The following is a 22,804-nucleotide window of genomic DNA, read 5'->3' as shown; positions in this document are numbered from 1 at the left end:
ATGGGACGAGTCACCGCACGAACACCGGTCGTTCGAATCTCGGGTGATCGGGTCGTCACGCGCCCCGACACGCTGGCCGTCGAGGAACCACTCGAAATGAGAGTTGGCGGTCAGGTGCTGGCAGTGACGATGCGGACCCCCGGCAACGACGTCGATCTCGTGCACGGATTCCTTCTCAGCGAAGGTGTCATCGCCACCCGCGACGACGTGAGCGTCGTCCGCTACTGCGACGGCGTCGACGAATCCGGTGCGAACACGTACAACGTCCTCGACATCGCTCTCGCTCCCGGAGTGCCGTTGCCCGACCACACCACCGACCGCAACACCGTCGTCAGTTCCGCGTGCGGAGTGTGCGGCAAGACCTCGCTCGACGCCGTCCGAACCACGACGCGACATCCGCTGGTCGGTGACACGACTTCCGTCACCTCGACCATCCTGTCGGCCATGCCGGTCACACTGCGGGAGAGCCAACGGATCTTCGAGCGCACCGGTGGCCTGCACGCGGCCGGATTGTTCACCGCCACCGGCGAACTCCTTGCACTGCGCGAGGATGTCGGCCGTCACAACGCCGTCGACAAGGTGATCGGTTGGGCCATCACCGACGGCCGAGTGCCCCTCTACGACACGATCTTGATCGTCAGCGGGCGGGCGTCGTTCGAACTCGTCCAGAAGGCCGTCATGGCCGGCATTCCGATCCTCGGTGCTGTCTCCGCGCCGTCGTCGCTGGCAGTGGAACTAGCGCAGGAGTCCGGGCTGACTCTCGCCGGTTTCATCCGCGGCGATTCGATGAACGTCTACTCGCACCCGCACCGAGTCGAGGTCACGTCGAACTCGCACGCAACTGAGCCGACAGTCGCACAGCGGAGTTGACTTCCCCGTAGCCCTCGTATCCACCCACCCGCTGCACGACCTCGAAGAACAGGTCTCCCCCGACGGTCGGGGTGAACAGGTGGAAGAACTCGCCGTGAGCGTCCGCGTCGTAAAGAATTCCGGTGCTGCGCATCCGGTCGAGCAGTTCCGGATTCAGTCCGAAACGCGCGTCCAGATCGTCGTAGTAGTTCGGGGAAATGGGTAGCGGAGCAAATCCCCAGTCCTGCATGGACGCAGCGGCACCGAAGATGTTCTCACACGCGAAGGCGACGTGGCTGACGCCGCCGCGACGGACCGTCGGCAGCCCACTTCGACTTCCCTCCACCATGTTCAGCGAGATGCGCAGGGTATGTCCGTCACCGCCTTGAACGAGCGTGAGCGCCTGGCTTCGCATGAGGCCGACAGAATCGGTGACGTCCTGCCCCTCGTGTGGTTGCATCTCGAACACGGACCGCAGGAGCAGCATGATGCCGTCCCAGCTCTCGGCCGGAACCGCCAGTGCCACGTGGTCGATCCCGGTGAACACTGCGCCCTGTTCACGATTGCGCTCGGCGGGCAGCGGGTAGATCTCGAATGCCGATTCCCACGCTGCAGCGCTGCCGGGGCCACGAAGGTCGATCGATGTCGCATCGGTGACCTTCAGGCGTACGACGTCCGGTACCTCGGAGTTCTCGTCGCTCGACCCCGGCAACTGCACGCGCGTCGCCGGCACTTCGAGAGCCAGAGCGCGCTCTCCCCACACCTCGGGTTCGGTTGCCCGGATGCCGATCTGAGTGAGAACCGGTAGATCCGCAGGCAGCCCGGGCGCCGTCCACACCGTGCCCGCAGTCGCATCCACGGCAACGGTGAGCGGTCCGTGCCGCCACAACTGCAAATCGTGATCGTGGTGCCGTCCGACAAGATGAAAACCGACGCGGGAGAGCATCGAGTGCACCTGGTCCTGTTTCGCCGGACCCGCCGCGATTCGCAGAGACACGATTCCTTCGAGCGGTGTGCGCTCCGGGGCGGTGAACAGCGTGGGTCCACCGGCGGCAGGGTTCGCGGCGGCGACCTGTTCTTCCAGATGCAGGAGCGACCGATGAGCGTCGATTGCCGTCCGCTGGGTGTCGGCGCGGCGGAATACGTCGTTGAAGATCTCGAGCGACCACGGTCCGTCGTAACCGGTGGCGTAGACATGCTGAGCGAACGCATTGAGATCGAAGCTGCCCTGCCCCGGGAAGTTTCGGTGATGCCGGCTCCACTGGAGGATGTCCATCGCCAAGAACGGAGCGTCCGCCAACTGGAGGAAGAAGATCTTCTCGCCGGGAATCTCGCGAATTCCGGCGGGATCGTCACCGCGCGAGAGGATGTGAAAGCTGTCCAGACAGGTACCGAGCGAAGGATGGTCGACGCCCTCGACGATCTGCCACGCATGGCCGTACGTGTTGACGTGGGCACCCCACGCGAGCGCCTCATAGGCAACCTTCTTGCCGTGCTCGGACGCCAGTTCGGCGAGAGCTCCGAATTGCTCTGTCAACTGACCGTCATCGTGACTTGCGGTCGGCAGGGGCGAGGAGCACACCAGGAGCGTCTCGCACCCCAGTTGATCCATGAGCTCGAATTTGCGTTGCACTCGAACAAGATTCCGAGCAAATTGGGCCTCGTCCACCGTGTCGAAGTCACGGAACGGCTGATACAGATCGAGGGTCAAGCCCAGATCCGCAGCCCTCGTTCGTAATTCCTTCGGGGACCACGGCGAAGCAACAAAATCCGGCTCGAACACCTCGAAGCCGTCGAAGCCGGCAGCAGCGATGGCGTCGAGCTTCTCCTCGAGAGTGCCACTGAGCGATACCGTCGCGATCGACGTCCGGACCGGGGCACTCACAGCGCTGCCGCAGTCTGTTCGCCGTGTACAAGTTCCGTCATGTGCGCGAGCATCCGCCTACTGTCGGGCTCGATGCCCGTGAAGATCCGGAACGCGTCGACGGCCTGGAAGACAGTCATTCCGCCTCCGCTGAGCGTCGGGGCTCCGATCAACCTTGCCTGACGCAACAGTTCGGTTTCGAGTGGACGGTAGACGATTTCGGCCACCCACAGATCAGGGCGAAGCAGATCCGGCGAGAATGCCATTCCGGGATGAGCCGCCATTCCCATCGGCGTCGCGTGGATCAATCCGTTTGCCTTGCCGAGCACTTCGGCGAGGTCGCTCGTATGCCGCGCCTCGACAACCTGCGCCGGAAACTGCTGCGCGAAGGTTTGTGCAAGTTCCTGCGCGCGAGGCAGGCTCGAATCGACCAACGTCAGTGTCCCGACGCCACGGGTGAGCGCGGCATAGGCAACCGCCGCACCGGCTCCGCCGGCACCGAGCTGCACGACGCGATCGAGCTGTGCTCCGGGAAGTCCGTCGTCGAAATTTCGGCCGAAGCCCGACCAATCGGTGTTGTGTCCGATCGCCTTGCCGGAGTCGAAGAGGACCGTGTTCACCGCTCCGAGCCGGCTCGCATCCGGCGAGAGCTCGTCGAGGTGCTCGATCACCAACTGCTTGCATGGGTGAGTGATGTTGAGGCCGCGGAACCCGAAACGTCGTGCATAGGTGAGAAGTTCACCGATGTCCGACGGCGCCATCCCCATCGCATCGAGATCGAGGATGCGGTAGACGTACGGCAGGCCCTGTCTGCGCCCTTCCTCCTCGTGCATGATCGGAGTCAAGGAGGCTCCGATGCCGGTGCCGATCAGACCGCAGAGGATCGAATCACTCATCAGTTCTTCCCTTCTCGGACGCAGACGAATTCGACTGCGGCGCTGTAACCGTCGATTCCCAATCCGCAGATGACAGCGTCGGCGATCCCGGAGACATACGAGTGGTGACGGAATTCTTCGCGACTGTGGATGTTGCTGATGTGCACCTCCACGACGGGGGCATCGAGTGTGACCAGAGCGTCACGCAACGCAACGGAGGTATGCGAGTACCCACCGGGATTGATGACGATGCCCGCAACGTTTCCCCTGGCCTCGTGGATCCAATCGATCAGTTGGCCCTCGTGGTTCGACTGCCTTGCCTCGACCACCGCTCCGAACTTCGCGGCCGCCGCTTCACAGCGGGAAACTACGTCGTCCAGCGTGTCTCTCCCGTAGAACTCCGGTTGGCGCTGGCCCAACAAATTCAAGTTGGGCCCGTTGAGGACCAGAATCGGTAGAGATGAAGTCATCAGGGGCACCTCGGGGTTGACGCTCGAAACTAATGTACGAACTAGTGAGTTAGTTCACTGGACGTTACTCCCCCGACGCGGACTCGACAAGCAAAGTCGACAAACTGCTGACAGATAGAGTGAGCACATGGTTTCCGAGCAGTCAGTGAACTCCGTGGTGTCGAAGCCGGAGAAACGACGCCGAAACAGCGACCTGACCAGGGTGAACATCATCGCCGTCGCCACCGAGGAGTTTGCCGACAAAGGCTTTGCCGGCGCCCGAGTGGACGAGATCGCAACCAAGACTCACACCACCAAGCGCATGATCTACTACTACTTCACCGACAAGGAAGGGCTGTACAAGTCCGTCCTCGAGCATGCGTACAGCGTCATTCGCGCACAGGAACGCGAACTCGACCTCGAGGGGTTGAACCCCACCGCAGCGGTCCGCGCCTTGGCCGAACTCACCTTCGACCACCACGAACAACACCCGAATTTCATTCGGCTCGTGGCCAACGAGAACATGCTCCGCGGCGAGCACATCGAGAAATCCGAGCTACTCAGCGGCCTCGGCGCCCCCGCCGCCGACCTGGTCTCGCAGATCCTCCACGACGGACAGCAGTCGGGAGCATTCCGCTCCGACGTAGATGCTCTCGATATTCACATGTTGATCAGCAGTTACTGCGTCTTTCGTATCGCCAATCGTTACACCTTCAAAGCGCTCTTCGACCGCGATCTGACCGACTCGACGCATCGTGAGCATCTTCGAACAATGCTCGGCGACATGGTTGTTGCGTTCTTGACCTCGAAGGCGCCGTCCTGACCCACCCCGAAGTCCGAAAAATCCCCCTACGGTGGTGAGTGGAACTCACAGCTGCCACCGGGAGGAATGACGTGACCGAGAATTACGTAGACGGGCTTTCACTCGAGGAGAAGGCGTCGTTGACGTCGGGCTCGGATTTCTGGCACAGCCAGTCCGTTCCCGGAATCGAATCGATACTCCTGACCGACGGTCCGCACGGAGTCCGGAAACAACCCGAGGGCGGCGACGCACTCGGACTCGGCCACAGCATTCCAGCGACATGTTTCCCACCGGCGGTCGGGTTGGGCTCGTCGTGGAACCTCGACCTCATCCGCCAGGTCGGTGAGGCTCTGGGCGACGAGGCCAAAGCCGAACAGGTCTCGGTCCTCCTCGGCCCAGGCATCAACATCAAACGATCACCCTTGTGTGGCAGGAATTTCGAATACGTCTCCGAGGACCCATTCCTCTCCGGCCGCGTCGCGGCAGCGCTGATCACCGGCATCCAGTCTCGCGACGTCGGAACCTCGCTCAAGCACTTCGCTGCCAACAACCAAGAACACGACCGGATGAGAGTCAGTGCCGACGTCGACGAACGGACGCTGCGCGAGATCTATCTGGCCGGCTTCGAATACGCCGTCAAGACCGCGGCCCCGACGACGGTCATGTGCTCGTACAACAAGATCAACGGTGTGTACTCGAGCCAGAACCATTGGCTGCTCACCGAGGTACTCCGCGAACAGTGGGGCTTCGACGGCCTCGTCGTTTCGGACTGGGGAGCGGTCAACGACCGCGTGGCGGCACTCGCCGCGGGCCTCGACCTGGAAATGCCGCCGACCGGAACCGATACCCAGATCGTCGACGCCGTGCGCGGCGGCGACCTGGACGAATCAGTGCTCACCACTGCCGCCGAGCGCCTGGCGACGCTGGTGGCACGCACCGCCGCCGCGCGCACCGAAGGCCACACGTACGACGTCGAGCGTCACCACGAACTGGCACGGACCGCTGCAGCGGAGTCCGCTGTATTGCTGGCCAACGACGGAGAACTGCTGCCGCTGACCCCCGGCGGGCAAACCGTCGCGGTGATCGGCGAATTCGCGTGCAGCCCGCGGTACCAGGGAGCCGGCAGTTCACAGGTGGTCCCGACCAAGCTCGACAATGCCTTGGACGCGATCCTCGACCTCGAAGGCGCCGACCGCGTCACTTTCGCACCGGGCTTCACCTTCGACGGCACTCCGGACGACGACATGGTCACCGAGGCTGTCGACGCCGCACGCCGCGCCGACGTCGCGGTGCTGTTCCTCGGACTACCGTCCGCCACGGAATCCGAAGGATTCGACCGAACCGACATCGAACTGCCGGCTGACCAGATCGCCCTGCTGGAAGCGGTCCACGGCGCGAACCCGAACACGGTCGTCGTGCTCGCCAACGGCGGTGTGGTTGCGATCGAGCCTTGGAAGGATCATGCCGCCGCAATCCTCGAGGGCTGGCTACTCGGCCAGGCGGGCGGCTCGGCGATTGCCGATCTTCTGTTCGGCATCACGAATCCGTCCGGCCGCCTGACGGAGACCATTCCGCTTCGCCTCCACGACAATCCGTCGTATCTGCATTTCCCGGGATCACAGCAGCACGTCCGCTACGGCGAAGGTCTGTACGTGGGATACCGCTACTACGACTCCGCGCTGCGCGAAGTGGCGTACCCGTTCGGGTTCGGGCTGAGCTACACCACCTTCGACATCACCGATACCTCCGTCGAGGCCGGTGAAAACTCCGCCGAAGTGACCGTCACCGTGCGCAACAGCGGCGACCGATCGGGCAGCAGCGTCGTTCAGGTCTACGTCCACGACGCCTCGGCAAGCATCGATCGACCCGCGCAGGAATTGAAAGGCTTTGCCAAGGTCCACCTCGACCCCGACGAATCCGCGACTGTGACCATCACGCTCGACAGCAGGGCATTTGCCTATTGGTCTGTCACGGAAAAGGACTGGGCGATCGAGGCCGGCGACTACGAGATCCGCGTCGGCTTCTCGTCTCGGGACATCGCAACCACCGACACGATCACCCTGGCCGGGAACGTCGGCGTCGGCACGCTCGACGCCATGTCGACCATCGGCGAATGGCTCGCCCATCCCGTCGGCAGCGCAGTTCTCGGCGCCGCCATGGCTGCCGCAGCGGGCGACGGTGCACAGGCGGTCAGCCCCGAGATGATGGCACTCGCAGGCTCGATGCCGCTCGGAAAACTCGCCACCTTCGGCCTCGGGATCACCGAGGAACAGGTGGAGCAGTTGGTGGCGGCCGCAGCACAGCCGGCCTCCTAACTCTCTGAACTGCGGTTTCGACGAGCAGCGTGACCGCCAGTAGATTTTTATGAACTATTTGGTTAATAATCTTGTGTAGTTGCTGTGGCGTCGGTTACATTCCTTGTATCGCTCTCCGCACAGACGTTCTTGATACGAACACAATCGGCGGATGTAGAGCCTCCACGACGCTTCCACCCAGGAGATGAGCATGTCAGCTAGCACGGTTACACCGTCCGGGCCCGAGGCGGGATCCTTGGCAAGGCCGGATACGACCAAGGTCAAGCGCGCCGCAACGTCGTCGTTTCTCGGCAGCATGCTCGAGTACTACGACTTCTACATCTACGCCTCCGCCGCTGCGCTCATCTTCCCCACGGTGTTCTTCCCGGACAGCGGGCATGCGGCTCTACTTTCGCTGGCCACCTTCGGTGTCGCGTACGTCGCGCGTCCCCTCGGCGCTGTAGTCCTCGGCCATTTCGGTGACCGCGTCGGCCGCAAGAAGATCATGCTGCTCACGCTCATTCTGATGGGCGCAGCCACCTTCCTCATCGGATGTATTCCCAGCGCCGATTCGATCGGAGTTCTTGCACCGATCCTTCTCGTCCTGATGAGAATCGCCCAGGGCATCTCCGCTGCCGGTGAACAGAGCGGTGCCAGCTCACTGACGCTCGAACACGCCCCCGAAGGCCGACGCGCGTTCTTCTGCAGTTGGACCCTCAACGGCACCCAGGCCGGCTTCATCCTCGCCAGCCTCGTATTCCTGCCCATCGCCGCGCTCCCCGACGACATCCTCTACACGTGGGGCTGGCGAATCCCGTTCTGGGGCAGCCTGATCGTTCTGGTCGCGGCATACATCATGCGTCTCAAGCTCGAAGAGCCCGAAGAGTTCACCGAGCAGCAGGAATCCAAGACCGTCGCCAAATTGCCTGTTGCCGATCTTCTTCGCACCCACAGCGCAAATCTGATTCGCGTGATCTGCTGCGCTTTCATCGCCGTCGTCTCGACCATCTTCTCCGTCTTCGGTCTCGCTTTCGCCACCACCGAAGAAGTGGGGATTCCGAAGTCGACCATGCTCTGGGTTGCCATCGCAGCCAACGCCGTAGCCCTGCTCAGTCAGCCCGCCTGGGCGATGCTCTCCGACCGGATCGGTCGCAGGCCGTTGTTCATCGGTGGCGCCCTCGGTAGCGCGGTGTTCATCTACGTGTACTTCGGCGCAATCGCCAGCGGCAACGTTCCCCTGATCTTCCTCGCCGCAATCGGATTGATGTCCGTCTTCTACGCTGCCCCGAATGCCATCTGGCCGTCGTTCTACTCCGAGATGTTCAACACCAAGGTCCGCTACTCGGGCATTGCGATCGGCACCCAGGTCGGCTTCGCCCTCGCAGGCTTTGCCCCCGCCATCGGCAACGCCCTCATGGGCGGCGACAAGACACACTGGATGCCCGTTGCCATTCTGACTTCGGTGGCCTGCGTCATCTGCGCGATCTCGGCGTTCACCGCTAAGGAGACGTTCCGCACCCCCCTCAAGGAGCTCGGCAACCCGATCTAGCCGACCACCCCACAGACACCCTGCACGAACCACTGTGTTACACGAACCACTGTGTTGCGCGAACGACTGTGGCCCGGCATCTCGCGAGAGATACCGGGCCACAGTCGTTTTGAAGGTCTACGCCGTCTTGTCGCGACGCTCGCCACGTTCCGGCTTACGCGGAACGATGGTCGGAAGTACGTTGTCGTTGACGGTCTCCGCGGTGACGACCACCTTTTCGACGTCGTCACGGCTGGGAATGTCGTACATCACGGGAAGAAGAACCTCTTCCATGATGGCGCGCAGGCCACGAGCGCCGGTTCCACGCAAGATCGCCTGATCGGCAATAGCGTCGAGCGCTTCTTCGGTGAACTCGAGTTCGACGCCGTCCATGTCGAACAGGCGACGATACTGCTTGACGAGAGCGTTCTTGGGCTCCGACAGGATCTGAACGAGCGATTCCTTGTCGAGGTTGGTCACCGACGCGATCATCGGCAGTCGGCCGATGAACTCCGGAATCAGACCGAACTTGATCAAATCCTCCGGCATGACCTCTGCGAAACGATCGACCGTATCCAGTTCGGCCTTCGACCGAACCTCGGCACCGAATCCGATACCGCGCTTGCCGACACGATCGGAGACGATCCGCTCGAGACCTGCGAAAGCGCCCGCGACGATGAACAGCACGTTCGTGGTGTCGATCTGAATGAATTCCTGGTGCGGATGCTTACGGCCACCCTGCGGCGGGACGCTTGCCTGCGTACCTTCGAGGATCTTCAGCAACGCCTGCTGAACGCCTTCGCCGGAGACGTCACGCGTGATCGACGGGTTCTCGCTCTTACGGGCGATCTTGTCGACCTCGTCGATGTAGATGATTCCGGTCTCGGCGCGCTTGACGTCGTAGTCGGCAGCCTGAATCAGCTTGAGCAGAATGTTCTCGACGTCCTCACCGACGTAACCGGCCTCGGTCAACGCCGTCGCGTCAGCGATGGCGAACGGGACGTTGAGCATCTTCGCGAGAGTCTGAGCGAGATACGTCTTGCCACAGCCGGTGGGGCCGAGCATTAAGATGTTGGATTTCGCGAGCTCAACCGTCTCACCCCGCGCGTCACGGCCCTTGTCGCCGGCCTGAATGCGCTTGTAGTGGTTGTAGACGGCCACGGCCAACGTCCGCTTGGCGGAGTCCTGACCGATGACGTAGTTCTCGAGGAATTCTCGGATCTCCGCAGGCTTGGGAAGCTCGTCGAGCTTGACCTCGCTCGATTCGGCCAATTCCTCTTCGATGATCTCGTTGCAGAGGTCGATGCACTCGTCGCAGATGTACACCCCGGGTCCTGCAATGAGCTTTTTGACCTGCTTCTGACTCTTACCGCAGAAAGAGCACTTGAGCAGATCCCCGCCGTCGCCGATGCGTGCCATCTCGTGAGGTCCCTACTTTCCATCATGTACGTGCACTCGCCGCCACTCGATCGGTCGAGACGCTCCGCAGTACTTCGGTAGTTGTCAGATCAGACAAACTGATCGAACAAATCTGGTCGAACAATCGCAGAACGCCGGTCGAGAACCAGCCCGTGAAGTGACGGTACCCGCAGATCCCGAACGGGGTCGACCTGTTCTCGGCGTTTCGTCTGCGGATAAAAAAGAAAAGAGTCGAGATTTCAGCCTGGCAAGCGCTCCACCAGGCACTTCTCGACGTGTCCGCCTCGTGTCGGGAATCGGGATACAGATCCTCGACACGAGGCGGAAATCGACTACTTCTGTGCGCTGAGCTTCCGGTAAGCCAGCACGTCGTCGATGATGCCGTACTCCTTGGCCTGCTCGGCCGTGAGGATCTTGTCGCGATCGGTGTCGACGCGGATGGTCTCCGGATCCTTACCCGTGTGCAGCGACAGCGTGCTCTCCATGAGCCGACGCATACGCTCGATCTCCGCAGCCTGGATCTCCAGATCGGAAACCTGACCCTGGATGCCGCCCGTAGCCGGCTGATGGATCAGAATGCGCGAGTTGGGGAGCGCGAAGCGCTTGCCCGGCGTACCGCCGGCCAGAAGCACGGCAGCTGCCGAAGCAGCCTGACCGAGGCAGACGGTGGAAATGTCGGCACGGACGTACTGCATCGTGTCGTAGATCGCCATCAGCGCGGTGAAAGAACCACCGGGCGAGTTGATGTACATCGTGATGTCGCGGTCCGGATCCTGCGATTCGAGAACCAGCAACTGCGCCATGAGGTCGTTGGCGGACACGTCGTCGACCTGCGAGCCGAGGAAGATGATGCGCTCCTCGAACAGCTTGTTGTACGGGTCGGACGTCTTGACGCCGTAGCTGGTCTGCTCCGTGAACTGGGGCAGGATGTAACGCGATTGGGGGCCCGACGGCGCCTGGCCGCCCAGCGAGTTAGCTCCGAAAAGATTGGTCATCAGTTCTCCAAAGTATGAATTGGGCAGCGAAAGGATGGGCGAACCGGCTCAGTTGCCGGTGCCGCCGGCCTGATTCGCACGGGAGACGACGTGGTCGACGAAGCCGTACTCGAGAGCTTCCTTCGCCGTGAACCAACGGTCACGATCGGAGTCCGCGGTGATCTGCTCGACCGTCTGGCCGGTGTGCTGAGCAATCAGCTCGGCCATTTCGCGCTTGGTGTGCTTGAACTGCTCGGCCATGATCGCGATGTCACTGGCGGAACCACCGATACCGGCGGACGGCTGGTGCATCATGATGCGGGCGTGAGGAAGCGCGTAGCGCTTGCCCTTGGTGCCTGCCGAGAGCAGGAACTGACCCATCGACGCCGCAAGGCCCATGCCGAAGGTGGCGATGTCGCACTCGGCGAACTGCATCGTGTCGAAGATCGCCATACCTGCGGTCACGGATCCACCGGGCGAGTTGATGTAGAGCGAGATGTCTCGCGTCGGGTCCTCGGCCGAGAGCAGCAGGATCTGTGCGCACAGCTTGTTGGCGATGTCGTCGTCGACCTGGGTACCGAGGAAAATGATGCGCTCTCGCAGCAAGCGCTCGTACACCGAGTCGCTGAGGTTCAACCCAGCGGTCGCTGAAGTCATGGCGGGACTCTGCAAAGTCTCCAGGTGATTGGAAGTCACGGTACCTGCCTTCTATGTGGATCTACTTGTGCGGTGGATCGTCTATGCGAAACACTTCTACTGACACAGACAGTAACGAAGTAGGGCGGCACCGGAGTCCCGGTGCCGCCCTACTTCGCTCAAAGCGGAAAACTCAGTGCAGTCGATCGTGGTGAAAACACCCGTCCGCCTGCGTTTTTACTTGTCTTCGCTCTCGGCGGAATCAGACTCGTCCGCTTCGGTTTCGGCCTCACTGCTGCCGAACAGCTCTGCGGTGTCGACAACTGCGCCGGAGGTGTCCTTGACACCGGCCGACTCGACGACGGACGCGAGAGCCTTGCCACGACGGACGTCTGCGAAGACGGCGCCGAGCTGGTTGGCCTGCTGGATCTGCTGGATGAACTGCTCAGGAGCCATACCGTAACGCTGCGCCTGGAACAGGATGCGCTCGGTGAGCTCGTCCTGACCGACGGTGACGTTGCCCGCATCGGCAATCGAGTCGAGCAAGAGCTGCGTCTTGACGGAGCGCTCAGCGGCTTCCTGTGCATCCTTGTCGAACTCTTCGCGGCTGCTGCCCTGCTCTTCGAGGAGCTTGTTCAGTGCCTCTTCGTCGTGATCGAGACCGTGAACGGCGTCGTGCAGTGCAGCGTCGACCTCAGCCTTGACGACAGCCTCCGGCAACGGAACCTCGACGGTCTCGAGCAGCTGCTCGAGAACCTTGTCGCGGATCTGACCGGCCTGCTCGACCTTGCGCACGCGTGCGACGCGCTCACGGAGGTCAGCCTTCAGTTCTTCCAGGGTGTCGAACTCGCTGGCGAGCTGAGCGAACTCGTCGTCCTCAGCCGGAAGCTCGCGCTCCTTGACCGTCTGCACGGTCACGGTGACAACAGCTTCCTTGCCTGCGTACTCGCCGGCGACCAGCGTCGACGTGAAGTCCTTGGACTCCCCCGCCTTGAGGCCGATGATGGCTTCGTCGAGGCCCTCGATGAGCTGGCCCGAACCGACCTCGTGCGACAGTCCGCTCGCGGTTGCCTCGGCAACGTTCTCGCCGTCGACGGTGGCCGACAGATCGATGGAGACGAAGTCGCCGTCCTCGACTGCGCGGTCGACGCCGGTGAGGGTACCGAAACGCTGACGCAGCGAAAGCAGCTGCTCTTCGATGGCTTCGTCGGTGATCTCGATCGGATCGACCTCGACGTTGATGGAGCTGAAGTCAGGGAGCTCGATCTCGGGGCGCACGTCGACCTCGGCGGTGAACTCGAGGAGCTCGCCGTCTTCGATCTTGGTGACCTCGATCTCGGGCTGGCCGATGGCCTTCACGCCGGCGCTGGTGACAGCCTCGGAGTAACGCGACGGCAGAGCGTCGTTGACGACCTGCTCGAGCACAGCGCCGCGACCGACACGCGCTTCGAGGAGGCGGGCCGGAGCCTTGCCGGGACGGAAGCCGGGGAGACGAATCTGCTGCGCGAGGGCCTTGTAGGCCTTGTCGAAATCAGACTTGAGTTCCGCGAAGGGCACCTCAACGTTGATACGGACTCGCGTCGGGCTGAGCTGCTCGACGGTGCTCTTCACGAAACTTCGCTCCTTCGTCTGGTCTTGCTCACAACTTGTGTTGAATCGGTACTGCTGTGTGTTCGGTAGTGCTGTGTGTTCGGTACTGCTGTCTGGCGCGGCACTTCACTCCCGGACTTACTGGAGGTGAAGTGCCATGTACGTACTTGTCGGGATGACAGGATTTGAACCTGCGACCCTCCGCTCCCAAAGCGGATGCGCTACCAAGCTGCGCTACATCCCGTTTCCGATCACATGAAACACACGATACGGCCATCCGAGGCCACTAAGACAGCGGGCCACAAAGGCAGCCACCATCGGTGACCGCGCACAACCCTATCGCGCTCACTACTCTCTCACGAACCCGACCGCCATTTGTACACGGCCCGGCTGTCGACCCCGTCAGTATGTCATCCGACGGCAGCCACATACGGCAGCCACATACAGCCTTGCCTCAACTGCCATTCAGAGCCGGAATCAGAAGTCGCGCCTGCGGCCGAGACACCCCAACTCGCCGAGCAATTCGCCAATTCCCCAGGTGAACGACGGTCTCGAACTTCTCCGACCCCCCGATTATGAAATCCGGTGGGGCATTGGGTACAGTTTCGTATCGCAGACGACGAACACGGCGATCCCGAGTTGTCGTATGCACGGGGATGTAGCTCAATGGTAGAGCCTCAGTCTTCCAAACTGATCACGCGGGTTCGATTCCCGTCATCCCCTCCATCAGGAGGGAAACTCCACAAAAGATCCGCATCGGCCCAGCCGGTGCGGATTTTTTGTATTCCGACTTTGTCCACTCAGACCACTCCCCTGCGGTCCGTATCCTGGAGTTGTCCGGATCGATTCTGCTCGGGAGGCCACGTGACCACGATTCTTCTCATACTCGTCGTTCTGGCCGTAGTCGTATTCCTGGTCATGAAAAGCCAGCAACGCGGTTCCGGCCACAGCGCAACACAACTCGACGATGCGAAAGCCGATGCCCGGCAGTCGATCGAACGCCTCGGCGGTCAGGTCTACAACCTGACCGGCAGTGACGACGCGTCGCGCCAAGCCCTCGCCGACGCGGCCGAACGGTACAACGCCGCAGGCTCGCAGATCGATCAGGCCGCAACGCCGGTCCAAGCACGTCTCGCGAAACAGACTGCACTGGAAGGGCTTTACTACATCCGCGCGGCACGGGTGGCGATGGGCATGGATCCGGGACCGGAAGTTCCTTCCATCGACGGACAGAAGGCTGCCGGTTCGGTCACCGAAGACCGTGAGGTCGAATTCGAGGGCCGCAAGGTCGCCGCATCACCCAATCCGTCGTCGCACACACCCAACTACTACCCCGGTGGCCGAGTCGCCGGACGCCCGGTCCCGGCCGGCTGGTACTCCGAACCCTGGTGGAAGCCTGCACTCGTCGCCGGCGCCTGGGGTCTGGGTTCGATGATGCTGTTCTCGACCATGTTCTCCGGCATGGCCGGGGTTCCTTACGGCGCAGAGGCTTTCGCCCAGGGTGGCGATCCCGGCGCCGACACAGGCTCCGGTGACTCGGGAGATCAGGGTATGGACGCCGGTGATCCCGGCGCCGACCAAGGAAGTATCGACAACACGGACTACACCGCTGACGGCGGAAGCGACTGGTCTGGTGGCGACGGAGGCGGAATGGATTTCGGGGGCGGCGGGGACTTCGGCGGCTTCGACTTCTAAGCCGACTGACAGACCGGGCACCAGAACAGGTTTCGTGCCTTCATGACGGAATGCAGGATCGGTGTGCCGCACACGCGGCACGGCGATCCTGCTCTTCTGTAGACATAGGTACGCGGACGATCCTTCGCGTACGCCGGATCTCCGTTGTCGTGCTCGGCGCGAACGACGTGCATCTTCCCGCGTCTGACGCCGACTTTCATCAATTCGACTAGGTCTGCCCACATGGCGGTCCACTCGCCGTGAGAGACGAGATTCCCCGGTCGTTCAGGGTTGATTCCGTGACGAAAGAGAAGTTCGGCGCGATAGACGTTGCCGACACCCGCCAGGACCGCCTGGTCCATCAGCAGGGCGCCGATTGCCGTCTTGGACTTGGAGATTCGCAACCAGGCCTTCTCTGGATCCGCGTCGCGGCGCAGTGGGTCCGGCCCGAGTCTGGCCTCGATCGCGGCGACCTGAGGAGGTAGCAGGACTTCGCAGGCGGTGGGACCACGAAGGTCGGTGCCGAAATCGGCACCGACCATACGCATCCGGACCTGACCTACCGGTTCTTCCATCGGCAGGGTGACGTCGGTGAACTTTCCGTACAACCCGAGGTGTACGTGAACTGTCAGACCGTTGTCGTACGTGTGCCAGAGGTGCTTTCCCCAGGCATCCGAGGACGTGAGTACGTGTCCGTCCACCAGGCGCGCGTCCTCGGCGAATCTGCCTTGCGGACTGAGGACGCGGACCGGTGAACCGACGAACTTGCGGGCATGCAACCGTGCCAGCCGGTGCAGGGTATGACCTTCAGGCACGGAACAACTTTCGGATCAGGCTTGCGGCAGAGCCGGTGCGACGCCGGTCTTCTCGTACTCGGACAGGATGTCGATACGACGCTGGTGGCGCTCTTCACCCGACCATGCGGTGGCGAGGAAAGCGTCGACGATGGCAAGCGATTCCTCGAGGGAATGCATACGCCCGCCGATGCCGATCAGCTGAGCGTTGTTGTGCTCACGTGCCAGCTTCGCCGTTTCGACGCTCCAAGCGAGGGCGCACCGTGCGCCGGGAACCTTGTTCGCTGCGATCTGCTCGCCGTTGCCACTGCCACCCAGGACGATTCCCAGGCTGCCTTCGTCGGCGACGACGCGCTTTGCGGCTTCGATGCAGAAAGCCGGGTAGTCGTCCACGGCGTCGTACTCGTGAGCACCACAGTCGATGGCCTCGTGGCCGTTCGCTTTCAGGTGTTCGATGATCTCGTTCTTACGTTCGAATCCGGCATGGTCGGCACCCAGGTATACGCGCATGGCGACAATTCTCTCAGGCCCGACCAGCCGGGCGCACCCGGGTCGACGTCACACTTTCAGGAACACGCATCGCCGCGCGAGCACACCTATCGTGGTGCCCATGTACCCCGTCAACGGCCAGGCCGCTGCACCCGCCGTTCGTGTGTCACCGGGCAGTGACGCCGTTCGCCACCCGTGGGAAATCCCGCTACTCGTGCTCGCGGTGCTGACGACGGTCGTCACTTATGTGGTGGCGATCGTTCTGATCGCTGCGGGTGATCTGTCGACGTGGATCCTCGTGGTGCTCGCGGCTCCGATCCTGCTGTTCCTCGCGCGAGGTCAGCTGTACGGATCGCAACAGGTCAACGGAATCAAGATGACGCCTTCACAGTTTCCGGAGGGGTATCAGCTCGTTGCCGAGGCTGCGGCACGGTTCGGCATGAAAACTCCGCCGGATGCCTACGTCGTGCTGGGGAACGGACGGATCAACGCGTTCGCGTCGGGGCACGGATTTCGCCGTTTCGTCGTCGTCTACAGCGACCTGTTCGAAGTCGGTGGGCAGGCACGCGAGCCCGATGCGCTCGCATTCATCATCGGCCACGAGGTCGGCCACATCGCTGCCGGGCATGCGTCGTACTGGCGCCAGTGGGGACAGTTCGCGTCGAACTACATTCCGGTGATCGGGTCTTCGCTGTCGCGTTCCATGGAGTACACGGCGGACAACTTCGGCTTTCACATGCGTCCGCAGGGTGCACCGGGCGCGATGGGCGTCCTAGGCGCGGGAAAGTATCTGGTGGGTCTGGTCGGGTTCGACGAACTGGCCGATCGGGCGACACTCGAATCCGGGTTCTTCCCGTGGTTCGTCAACATCTTGTCGTCGCATCCGGTGCTGACCTGGCGTGCGGCTGCGCTTCGCAACCGCACGCACTCAGGGCATCTGTTCTTCCGGCCGGGTCAGCTCTACCGAAATCCGGCGCTCACTGCCGCTCAGTCGAACTGAGGATCCTCGTTGCGGGTCCGCTTGAGCTCGAAGAAGTGGGGGTAGCCGGCCAGCGCGACTGCGCCGTCCCACACCTTGCCTGCGTCCTCGCCGCGCGGGATGCGTGAGAGCACGGGGCCGAAGAACGCCACACCGTTGACATGGATCGTCGGGGTTCCGACGTCGGGTCCGACGGCGTCCATGCCCTTGTGGTGGCTCTCGCGCAGAGCCTCGTCGTACTTGTCGGTGTCGGCGGCCTCGGCCAGTTCAGGTGGCAGGCCGACCTCGGCAAGGGACGACTTGATGACGTCGGCGAAGTCCTTGTTTCCCTCGTTGTGAATCTTCGTCCCCATCGCCGTGTACAGCGGCAGCAGGATATCGTCGCCCTTCAGCTGCGCTGCAGCGATGGCGACACGGACCGGGCCCCAGGCCTTGGTCATCATCTCCCGGTACTCGTCGGGAAGGTCACGGCCCTCGTTGAGAACCGCAAGGCTCATCACGTGGAACTTGGCCTCGATGTCGCGTACCTGCTGGGCCTCGAGAATCCAGCGTGAGGTGATCCAGCACCACGGGCAGAGCGGATCGAACCAGAAGTCAGCAGTGTCCGTGGTCTTGCTCGAGGTTGCGCTCACGAAGAAACTCCCTATCAGTTCATGTCGGTCAGGTCATATCAGTTCGGGGACATACTCCCGTTCTGCCAACAATCATGAACCCGCAATCCTTCCCGCGCTTTCCCCCGAACCACCTCCCGATCGCAGTAGTGTCGAAAAGAAACGAGTACGAAGGAGTGGTTCAGTAATGAGCACCAACCGGAGATTCGTGATCGTCGGCGGCGGGCTCGCGGGCGCAAAGATCGCAGAAGCCCTGCGTGACAGAGATTTCGACGGTGAGATCACCGTATTGAGTGAAGAAGACCACCTCCCGTACGAGCGTCCGCCGCTGTCGAAAGAGTTCTTCGCAGGCAAGAAGACACTCCCCGAATTCACCGTCCACGACGGCGAGTGGTTTCGCGACCATCGCGTCGATCTTCGCCCGGGAACGACGGCAACGGCCATCGACCCCGCTGCGCACACCGTGTCACTTCCGGACGGTTCCACGATCAGGTACGACAAGCTCGCCTTGGCCACCGGTTCGCGGTCGCGGCGCCTCGACATCCCGGGGTCCGACGCCGAGGGTGTTCACTACGTGCGAACAGTCGATCAGGCCGCCGCGCTGCTGCGCACCCTGGCCGCCGACAAGAAGCTCGTCGTGGTCGGTGCCGGCTGGATCGGCCTCGAAATTGCCGCGTCGGCTCGCGGTTTCGACGTCGAGGTCACCGTGCTCGAACATGCCGGCCTTCCGCTCGAATCGACCCTCGGCCCGGAAATGGGTGAGGTCTTCGCCGCGCTGCACCGCCAGAACGGGGTGGACTTACGCACCGGCACGGACGTCACCGCAATCTCTGTCGACGGCGGTCACGCCTCGGGTGTCACTTTGAGTGATGGAACCGTGATTCCGGCCGACGCCGTGTTGATCGCTGTCGGCGCATTGCCGAACACCGAGTTGGCATCGGAGGCGGGTATCGACGTCGAGAACGGGGTTCTCGTCGACGCCGGTCTGCAGAGCAGCGACCCCGACGTGGTCGCAGTGGGTGACATCGCGGCCGCACAGCATCCGATTCTGAATGCACGAATTCGGGTGGAGCACTGGGCAAACGCACTCAACCAACCCGAGACGGCCGCAGAGACCATGTTGGGACGGCCCGCCGAGTACGTCCGCATGCCGTATTTCTTCACCGATCAGTACGACCTCGGAATGGAATACGTAGGTCACGCACCGCACGGCGGCTACTCCCGTGTCGTCACTCGCGGCGACGTCGACAAGCGCGAGTTCCTGGCATTCTGGCTCGATTCCGCGAACAAGGTGCTCGCCGGCATGAACGTGAACATCTGGGATGCCGGTGACGCCATCAAGGAATTGGTCGCGTCTTCGCGTCCCGTCGATCCGGAGCGGTTGGCCGATCCGGAGATTCCGCTGGCAGAAGTGTCCGCTTGAGTGAAGTCGTTCTCTTCGTGATGGGATGGACGTAACAGATCCGCACCATCTACGAGGAGATCTTTGTGGTCGCACCGAACCTGACACGCGAAACCGCAGCGCAACGGTCAGCAATCCTGACCGTCGAGAACTACCTGATCGAACTCGATCTCACCGACGGCAAAGACGCACCCGGCGAGGAGACGTTCTCCTCGAAGACCACCGTCACGTTCACCGCCACGGCCGGAGCAAGCAGCTTCATCGACATCGTCGCGGCCAGAGTCCATTCCGCGGTCCTCAACGGCACCGCGCTCGACATCTCCGGCTACGACGAGTCGACGGGCATCAGCCTGCCTGATCTCGCTACCGACAACGAGTTGGTCATCGAGGCCGATTGCATCTACTCCCACACCGGCGAGGGACTGCACCGATTCGTCGACCCGACCGATGACTCCGTCTACCTCTATTCACAGTTCGAGACGGCCGACGCCAAGCGCATGTTCGCGTGCTTCGATCAGCCTGATCTCAAGGCCACGTTCGACGTCCGCGTCACCGCTCCCACGTCGTGGAAGGTCATCTCCAACTCCGCGGTCGTCGAGACCCTTGCCGCCGATCCCGGCAAGCACGTCTTCAGGACCACCCCGAAGATGAGCACGTACCTGGTGGCGCTCATCGCCGGTCCCTACGCGCAGTGGACCGACAACTACTCCGACGAGCACGGCGACATCCCGCTCGGAATCTTCTGCCGCGCTTCGCTGGCCGAGTTCATGGACGAGGAGCGACTGTTCACCGAGACCAAGCAGGGATTCGACTTCTATCACCGCAACTTCGGTGTTCCCTATGCTTTCGGCAAGTACGACCAGCTCTTCGTCCCCGAATTCAATGCCGGCGCGATGGAGAATGCCGGCGCCGTGACATTCCTCGAGGACTACGTCTTCCGCTCCAAGGTGACCCGCTACTCGTACGAACGTCGTGCCGAAACGGTCCTGCACGAAATGGCGCACATGTGGTTCGGCGACCTCGTCACGATGGCGTGGTGGGACGACCTGTGGCTCAACGAGTCGTTCGCGACCTTCGCTTCGGTCCTGTGCCAGACCGAGGCCACGGAGTACACGAACGCCTGGACGACGTTCGCCAACGTCGAGAAGTCGTGGGCGTACCGCCAGGACCAGTTGCCGTCGACGCACCCGATTGCCGCGGACATTCCGGACCTGGCCGCCGTCGAGGTGAACTTCGACGGCATCACGTACGCGAAGGGCGCCAGCGTCCTCAAGCAGTTGGTGGCATACGTCGGACTCGAGCCGTTCCTCGCCGGACTGCGTGAGTACTTCCGTGAGCACGCATTCGGGAACGCAACCTTCGACGATCTGCTGGGCTCACTCGAAAAGTCCTCGGGCCGTGACCTTTCCGACTGGGGTCGGCAGTGGCTCAAGACCACCGGTTTGAACATCCTGCGCCCCGACTTCGATGTCGACGCAGACGGAAAGTTCACCCGCTTCGCCGTCCTGCAGGACGGTGCTGCACCAGGCGCCGGCGAGCGGCGAATCCACCGGATCGCCATCGGAATCTACGACGACGTCGACGGCAAGTTGGTGCGAAGCCATCGCGTCGAACTCGACCTCGATGCCGTGGAAAGCACGGATGTCCCCGAACTTGTCGGCGTCGCCCGCGGTGCACTCGTGTTGGTCAACGACGACGATCTCACCTACGGCTCCGTGCGACTCGATCCCGAATCGTTGGCGACGGCGATCGAGCGGGTCGGCGACATCACCGACTCACTCCCCCGCACCCTGGTCTGGTCGGCGGCGTGGGAAATGACCCGTCAAGCCGAACTGAAGGCACGCGACTTCGTCGCGCTGGTCGAGCGCGGCATCAGTTCGGAGACCGAAGTCGGTGTGGTGCAACGTCTCTTGCTCCAAGCCCAAACCGCCATCGGCTCCTACGCAGATCCGGCCTGGGCCGAGGCCGAAGGCGCGGCGAGCTTCGCCAATCGGTTGCTCGAACTCGCGCGTGAGGCAGAGGCCGGGTCCGACCACCAGCTGGCATTCGTCAACGCACTCACCGGCGCAGCACTCTCCCCGTGGCACACCGAGGTACTGCGCGAATTGCTCGACGCCGATCCCTCCACCGTTGGGCTCGACGGCCTGATCGTCGACACGGACCTGCGCTGGCGCATCGTCGGGGCACTCGCGGCCGCCGGTGAGATCGACGCCGAAGGAACCGCAACTCCATTCATCGACGCCGAAGCTCAGCGTGACCCGACCGCTGCGGGCGCTCGTCAAGCCGCGGCGGCCGCGGCCGGACGTCCGCAGGTCGCTGTCAAGGAAGAGGTCTGGGCAAAGGTCGTCGGCGACGACTCCGTGCCCAACATCACCGCGCGATCGATCATCGGCGGGTTCGCTCGCGAAGGCCAGGACGAATTGCTCGAGCCCTTCGTCTCCCGCTACTTCGCCGATATCGCGGCGGTGTGGGAACGACGCTCGAGCGAAGTGGCACAGACGGTCGTCATCGGGCTGTACCCGTCGTGGTCGATCTCGGACGAATCCGTAGCGGCAGCAGACCGGTTCCTCGAAGGCGACATCCCTCCCGCGTTGCGTCGCCTGGTCGTCGAAGGCCAGGCCGGCGTGGTTCGTTCACTCGCAGCACGAAAGTTCGACGCGAGCTGACATGCGAAAGGCCGGTGACCGCGTCGATTCTCACGAACCGACGCGGGCACCGGCCTGTGTCTGACAAACAGTTACGGCGCTGAAATTGCGGCTGCCATAACGCGGATAGCGCTGATCAGTCCGTCGATCAGGTTGCCTTCACTGAAGGATGCAACAGCTGCCGTTGCTCCGAGCTGGGTAACACGATCGGTGACCCGATCGGCGATTGCCCGACCGCTGCGAACCTCGACGGTGCGCTGGTTGGGCGAAACGGCGATCAGGACGGAACGCTCGGCTTCGGGCGTGGTCGGGAACAATGCGTCGGCACCCGCTGCCGGATCAGAACCGAGATCACCGACGTACGCGTTGAACCGCACCTTGGTGGCCCGCGTCGCTTCGGTCATCGCGACGTCGAGCGCGACCAGATCCATGGTCTCGAACGGAAGATCGTCGGTGAACGGCTCGCCGATGCGATGCACACCGGATACGCGTCCACTGGACGTGACGACGCTGCCGACGGGCAGGTCCTCGGGCGCTACTGCGAGCGCGGTCGAATGATCACCACTTGCCACTTGCGGACCCTCCGATCAGATCAGCCGAACCGGCTTCGATTGCGTGTGCACTGCCGTGATGGCCACCGCGAACGGTGACCTCGTCGACAGCACTCCACAGCACGGGAGCGTGATCCCACGACTCACCGAGATGGAACGCCGGCGGAACCGGTCCCGGCGTCTTCTTCCCGAGGAAGGACGCAGCCGCGAAGAACGCGGTGATCAAGGCCGGAATCCCAACGTATATCAGTACTACCTCGAGAATGCTCACACCAGATAACGTAGCCCAGAACGCCAGGAAGGAAAGCGTCAGGGCCACAAATTCTCGGGCAATTTCGTTTCGGTGACGCTAGAACTCAATTCAGGCTGCGCCCACGCC

20 protein-coding genes and 2 tRNA genes are annotated in these 22,804 nt (G+C 62.6%); 9 read left to right on the top strand and 13 right to left on the bottom strand.

Going from position 1 to position 22,804, the window contains the following annotated elements; genetic code table 11:
- Positions 1-870 (top strand): formate dehydrogenase accessory sulfurtransferase FdhD, encoded by an 870-nt coding sequence (fdhD, locus tag GN300_RS26955; protein WP_003944453.1) that lies wholly within the window; start codon positions 1-3, stop codon positions 868-870.
- Here fdhD and GN300_RS26950 read toward each other — a convergent pair.
- The 3 genes from GN300_RS26950 to aroQ are packed head-to-tail and all read right to left on the bottom strand — an operon-like array spanning position 821 to position 4,058.
- Positions 821-2,734, bottom strand: coding sequence for a sugar phosphate isomerase/epimerase and 4-hydroxyphenylpyruvate domain-containing protein (locus tag GN300_RS26950; protein WP_030536642.1), 1,914 nt, complete (start codon positions 2,732-2,734; stop codon positions 821-823). The two genes, fdhD and GN300_RS26950, sit on opposite strands and share 50 nt — an antisense overlap.
- The gene (locus GN300_RS26945) at positions 2,731-3,609 is read right to left on the bottom strand and encodes a shikimate dehydrogenase (RefSeq protein WP_063316240.1); all 879 of its coding nucleotides are present in this window, start codon (positions 3,607-3,609) and stop codon (positions 2,731-2,733) included. Before GN300_RS26945 ends, GN300_RS26950 begins: the two co-directional genes overlap by 4 nt.
- Positions 3,609-4,058 carry a type II 3-dehydroquinate dehydratase gene (aroQ, locus tag GN300_RS26940; protein WP_007730969.1) on the bottom strand — a complete coding sequence of 150 codons (450 nt, stop codon included), beginning with the start codon at positions 4,056-4,058 and terminating at the stop codon, positions 3,609-3,611. Before aroQ ends, GN300_RS26945 begins: the two co-directional genes overlap by 1 nt.
- A gap of 127 nt (positions 4,059-4,185) precedes the next feature.
- Between aroQ and GN300_RS26935 the strand changes: the two genes are divergently transcribed.
- The 3 genes from GN300_RS26935 to GN300_RS26925 all read left to right on the top strand — a co-directional run bounded on the left by GN300_RS26935 (position 4,186) and on the right by GN300_RS26925 (position 8,682).
- Positions 4,186-4,860, top strand: coding sequence for a TetR family transcriptional regulator (locus GN300_RS26935; RefSeq protein WP_019749082.1), 675 nt, complete (start codon positions 4,186-4,188; stop codon positions 4,858-4,860).
- Between the two features lie 71 nt (positions 4,861-4,931).
- Entirely contained in the window at positions 4,932-7,154 is a 2,223-nt protein-coding gene (locus GN300_RS26930) for a glycoside hydrolase family 3 C-terminal domain-containing protein (RefSeq protein WP_063316295.1), read from the top strand.
- Between the two features lie 190 nt (positions 7,155-7,344).
- Positions 7,345-8,682: an MFS transporter gene (locus GN300_RS26925; RefSeq protein WP_003944496.1), complete on the top strand. Its 1,338-nt coding sequence runs from the start codon at positions 7,345-7,347 to the stop codon at positions 8,680-8,682.
- Between the two features lie 117 nt (positions 8,683-8,799).
- On the opposite strand, the gene clpX is transcribed toward GN300_RS26925, so the two are convergent.
- From clpX to GN300_RS26900, 5 genes are all read right to left on the bottom strand, one after another.
- Complete coding sequence (gene clpX, locus GN300_RS26920) at positions 8,800-10,080, bottom strand: ATP-dependent Clp protease ATP-binding subunit ClpX (RefSeq protein ID WP_003944582.1); 1,281 nt, start codon at positions 10,078-10,080, stop codon at positions 8,800-8,802.
- Between the two features lie 332 nt (positions 10,081-10,412).
- The gene (locus GN300_RS26915; RefSeq protein WP_003944539.1) at positions 10,413-11,075 is read right to left on the bottom strand and encodes an ATP-dependent Clp protease proteolytic subunit; all 663 of its coding nucleotides are present in this window, start codon (positions 11,073-11,075) and stop codon (positions 10,413-10,415) included.
- 48 nt (positions 11,076-11,123) lie between these two features.
- Complete coding sequence (locus GN300_RS26910; protein WP_007730960.1) at positions 11,124-11,711, bottom strand: ATP-dependent Clp protease proteolytic subunit; 588 nt, start codon at positions 11,709-11,711, stop codon at positions 11,124-11,126.
- A 216-nt stretch (positions 11,712-11,927) separates the two neighbouring features.
- Positions 11,928-13,301, bottom strand: coding sequence for a trigger factor (tig, locus tag GN300_RS26905; protein ID WP_007730958.1), 1,374 nt, complete (start codon positions 13,299-13,301; stop codon positions 11,928-11,930).
- A 149-nt stretch (positions 13,302-13,450) separates the two neighbouring features.
- Positions 13,451-13,524, bottom strand: a tRNA-Pro gene (locus GN300_RS26900).
- Positions 13,525-13,932: 408 nt separating this feature from the next.
- Between GN300_RS26900 and GN300_RS26895 the strand changes: the two genes are divergently transcribed.
- A tRNA-Gly gene (locus GN300_RS26895) sits at positions 13,933-14,006 on the top strand.
- Between the two features lie 192 nt (positions 14,007-14,198).
- The gene (locus tag GN300_RS26890; protein ID WP_047270838.1) at positions 14,199-14,975 is read left to right on the top strand and encodes a hypothetical protein; all 777 of its coding nucleotides are present in this window, start codon (positions 14,199-14,201) and stop codon (positions 14,973-14,975) included.
- On the opposite strand, the gene GN300_RS26885 is transcribed toward GN300_RS26890, so the two are convergent.
- Complete coding sequence (locus tag GN300_RS26885) at positions 14,972-15,769, bottom strand: Fpg/Nei family DNA glycosylase (protein ID WP_058039389.1); 798 nt, start codon at positions 15,767-15,769, stop codon at positions 14,972-14,974. The genes GN300_RS26890 and GN300_RS26885 overlap by 4 nt on opposite strands.
- Before the next feature lie 15 nt (positions 15,770-15,784).
- Positions 15,785-16,258: a ribose-5-phosphate isomerase gene (locus GN300_RS26880; protein WP_003944571.1), complete on the bottom strand. Its 474-nt coding sequence runs from the start codon at positions 16,256-16,258 to the stop codon at positions 15,785-15,787.
- 100 nt (positions 16,259-16,358) lie between these two features.
- On the opposite strand from GN300_RS26880, the gene GN300_RS26875 reads away from it, so the two are divergent.
- On the top strand, positions 16,359-17,237 hold the full coding sequence (locus GN300_RS26875; RefSeq protein ID WP_042923839.1) for a M48 family metallopeptidase: 879 nt from the start codon (positions 16,359-16,361) through the stop codon (positions 17,235-17,237).
- Here the strand turns inward: GN300_RS26875 and GN300_RS26870 are convergent.
- Positions 17,225-17,848 (bottom strand): DsbA family protein, encoded by a 624-nt coding sequence (locus tag GN300_RS26870; RefSeq protein WP_007730951.1) that lies wholly within the window; start codon positions 17,846-17,848, stop codon positions 17,225-17,227. The genes GN300_RS26875 and GN300_RS26870 overlap by 13 nt on opposite strands.
- A 166-nt stretch (positions 17,849-18,014) precedes the next feature.
- Between GN300_RS26870 and GN300_RS26865 the strand changes: the two genes are divergently transcribed.
- Positions 18,015-19,250 carry an NAD(P)/FAD-dependent oxidoreductase gene (locus GN300_RS26865; RefSeq protein WP_058039388.1) on the top strand — a complete coding sequence of 412 codons (1,236 nt, stop codon included), beginning with the start codon at positions 18,015-18,017 and terminating at the stop codon, positions 19,248-19,250.
- A 65-nt stretch (positions 19,251-19,315) separates the two neighbouring features.
- Entirely contained in the window at positions 19,316-21,895 is a 2,580-nt protein-coding gene (gene pepN / locus GN300_RS26860) for an aminopeptidase N (protein WP_063316241.1), read from the top strand.
- A 71-nt stretch (positions 21,896-21,966) separates the two neighbouring features.
- On the opposite strand, the gene GN300_RS26855 is transcribed toward pepN, so the two are convergent.
- A complete protein-coding gene (locus GN300_RS26855) occupies positions 21,967-22,446 on the bottom strand; it encodes a DUF5130 domain-containing protein (RefSeq protein WP_003944512.1) in 480 nt (159 codons plus the stop codon).
- Positions 22,433-22,696, bottom strand: coding sequence for a hypothetical protein (locus GN300_RS26850; RefSeq protein WP_007730943.1), 264 nt, complete (start codon positions 22,694-22,696; stop codon positions 22,433-22,435). The genes GN300_RS26855 and GN300_RS26850 overlap by 14 nt, the downstream gene beginning before the upstream one ends.
- Positions 22,697-22,804 lie beyond the last annotated feature (108 nt).

Origin of the sequence: Rhodococcus sp. Ni2 (genome assembly GCF_021352185.1) — a bacterium.
Classification (GTDB): domain Bacteria; phylum Actinomycetota; class Actinomycetes; order Mycobacteriales; family Mycobacteriaceae; genus Rhodococcus_F; species Rhodococcus_F qingshengii.
This window is presented reverse-complemented; position numbering and strand designations above follow the sequence as displayed.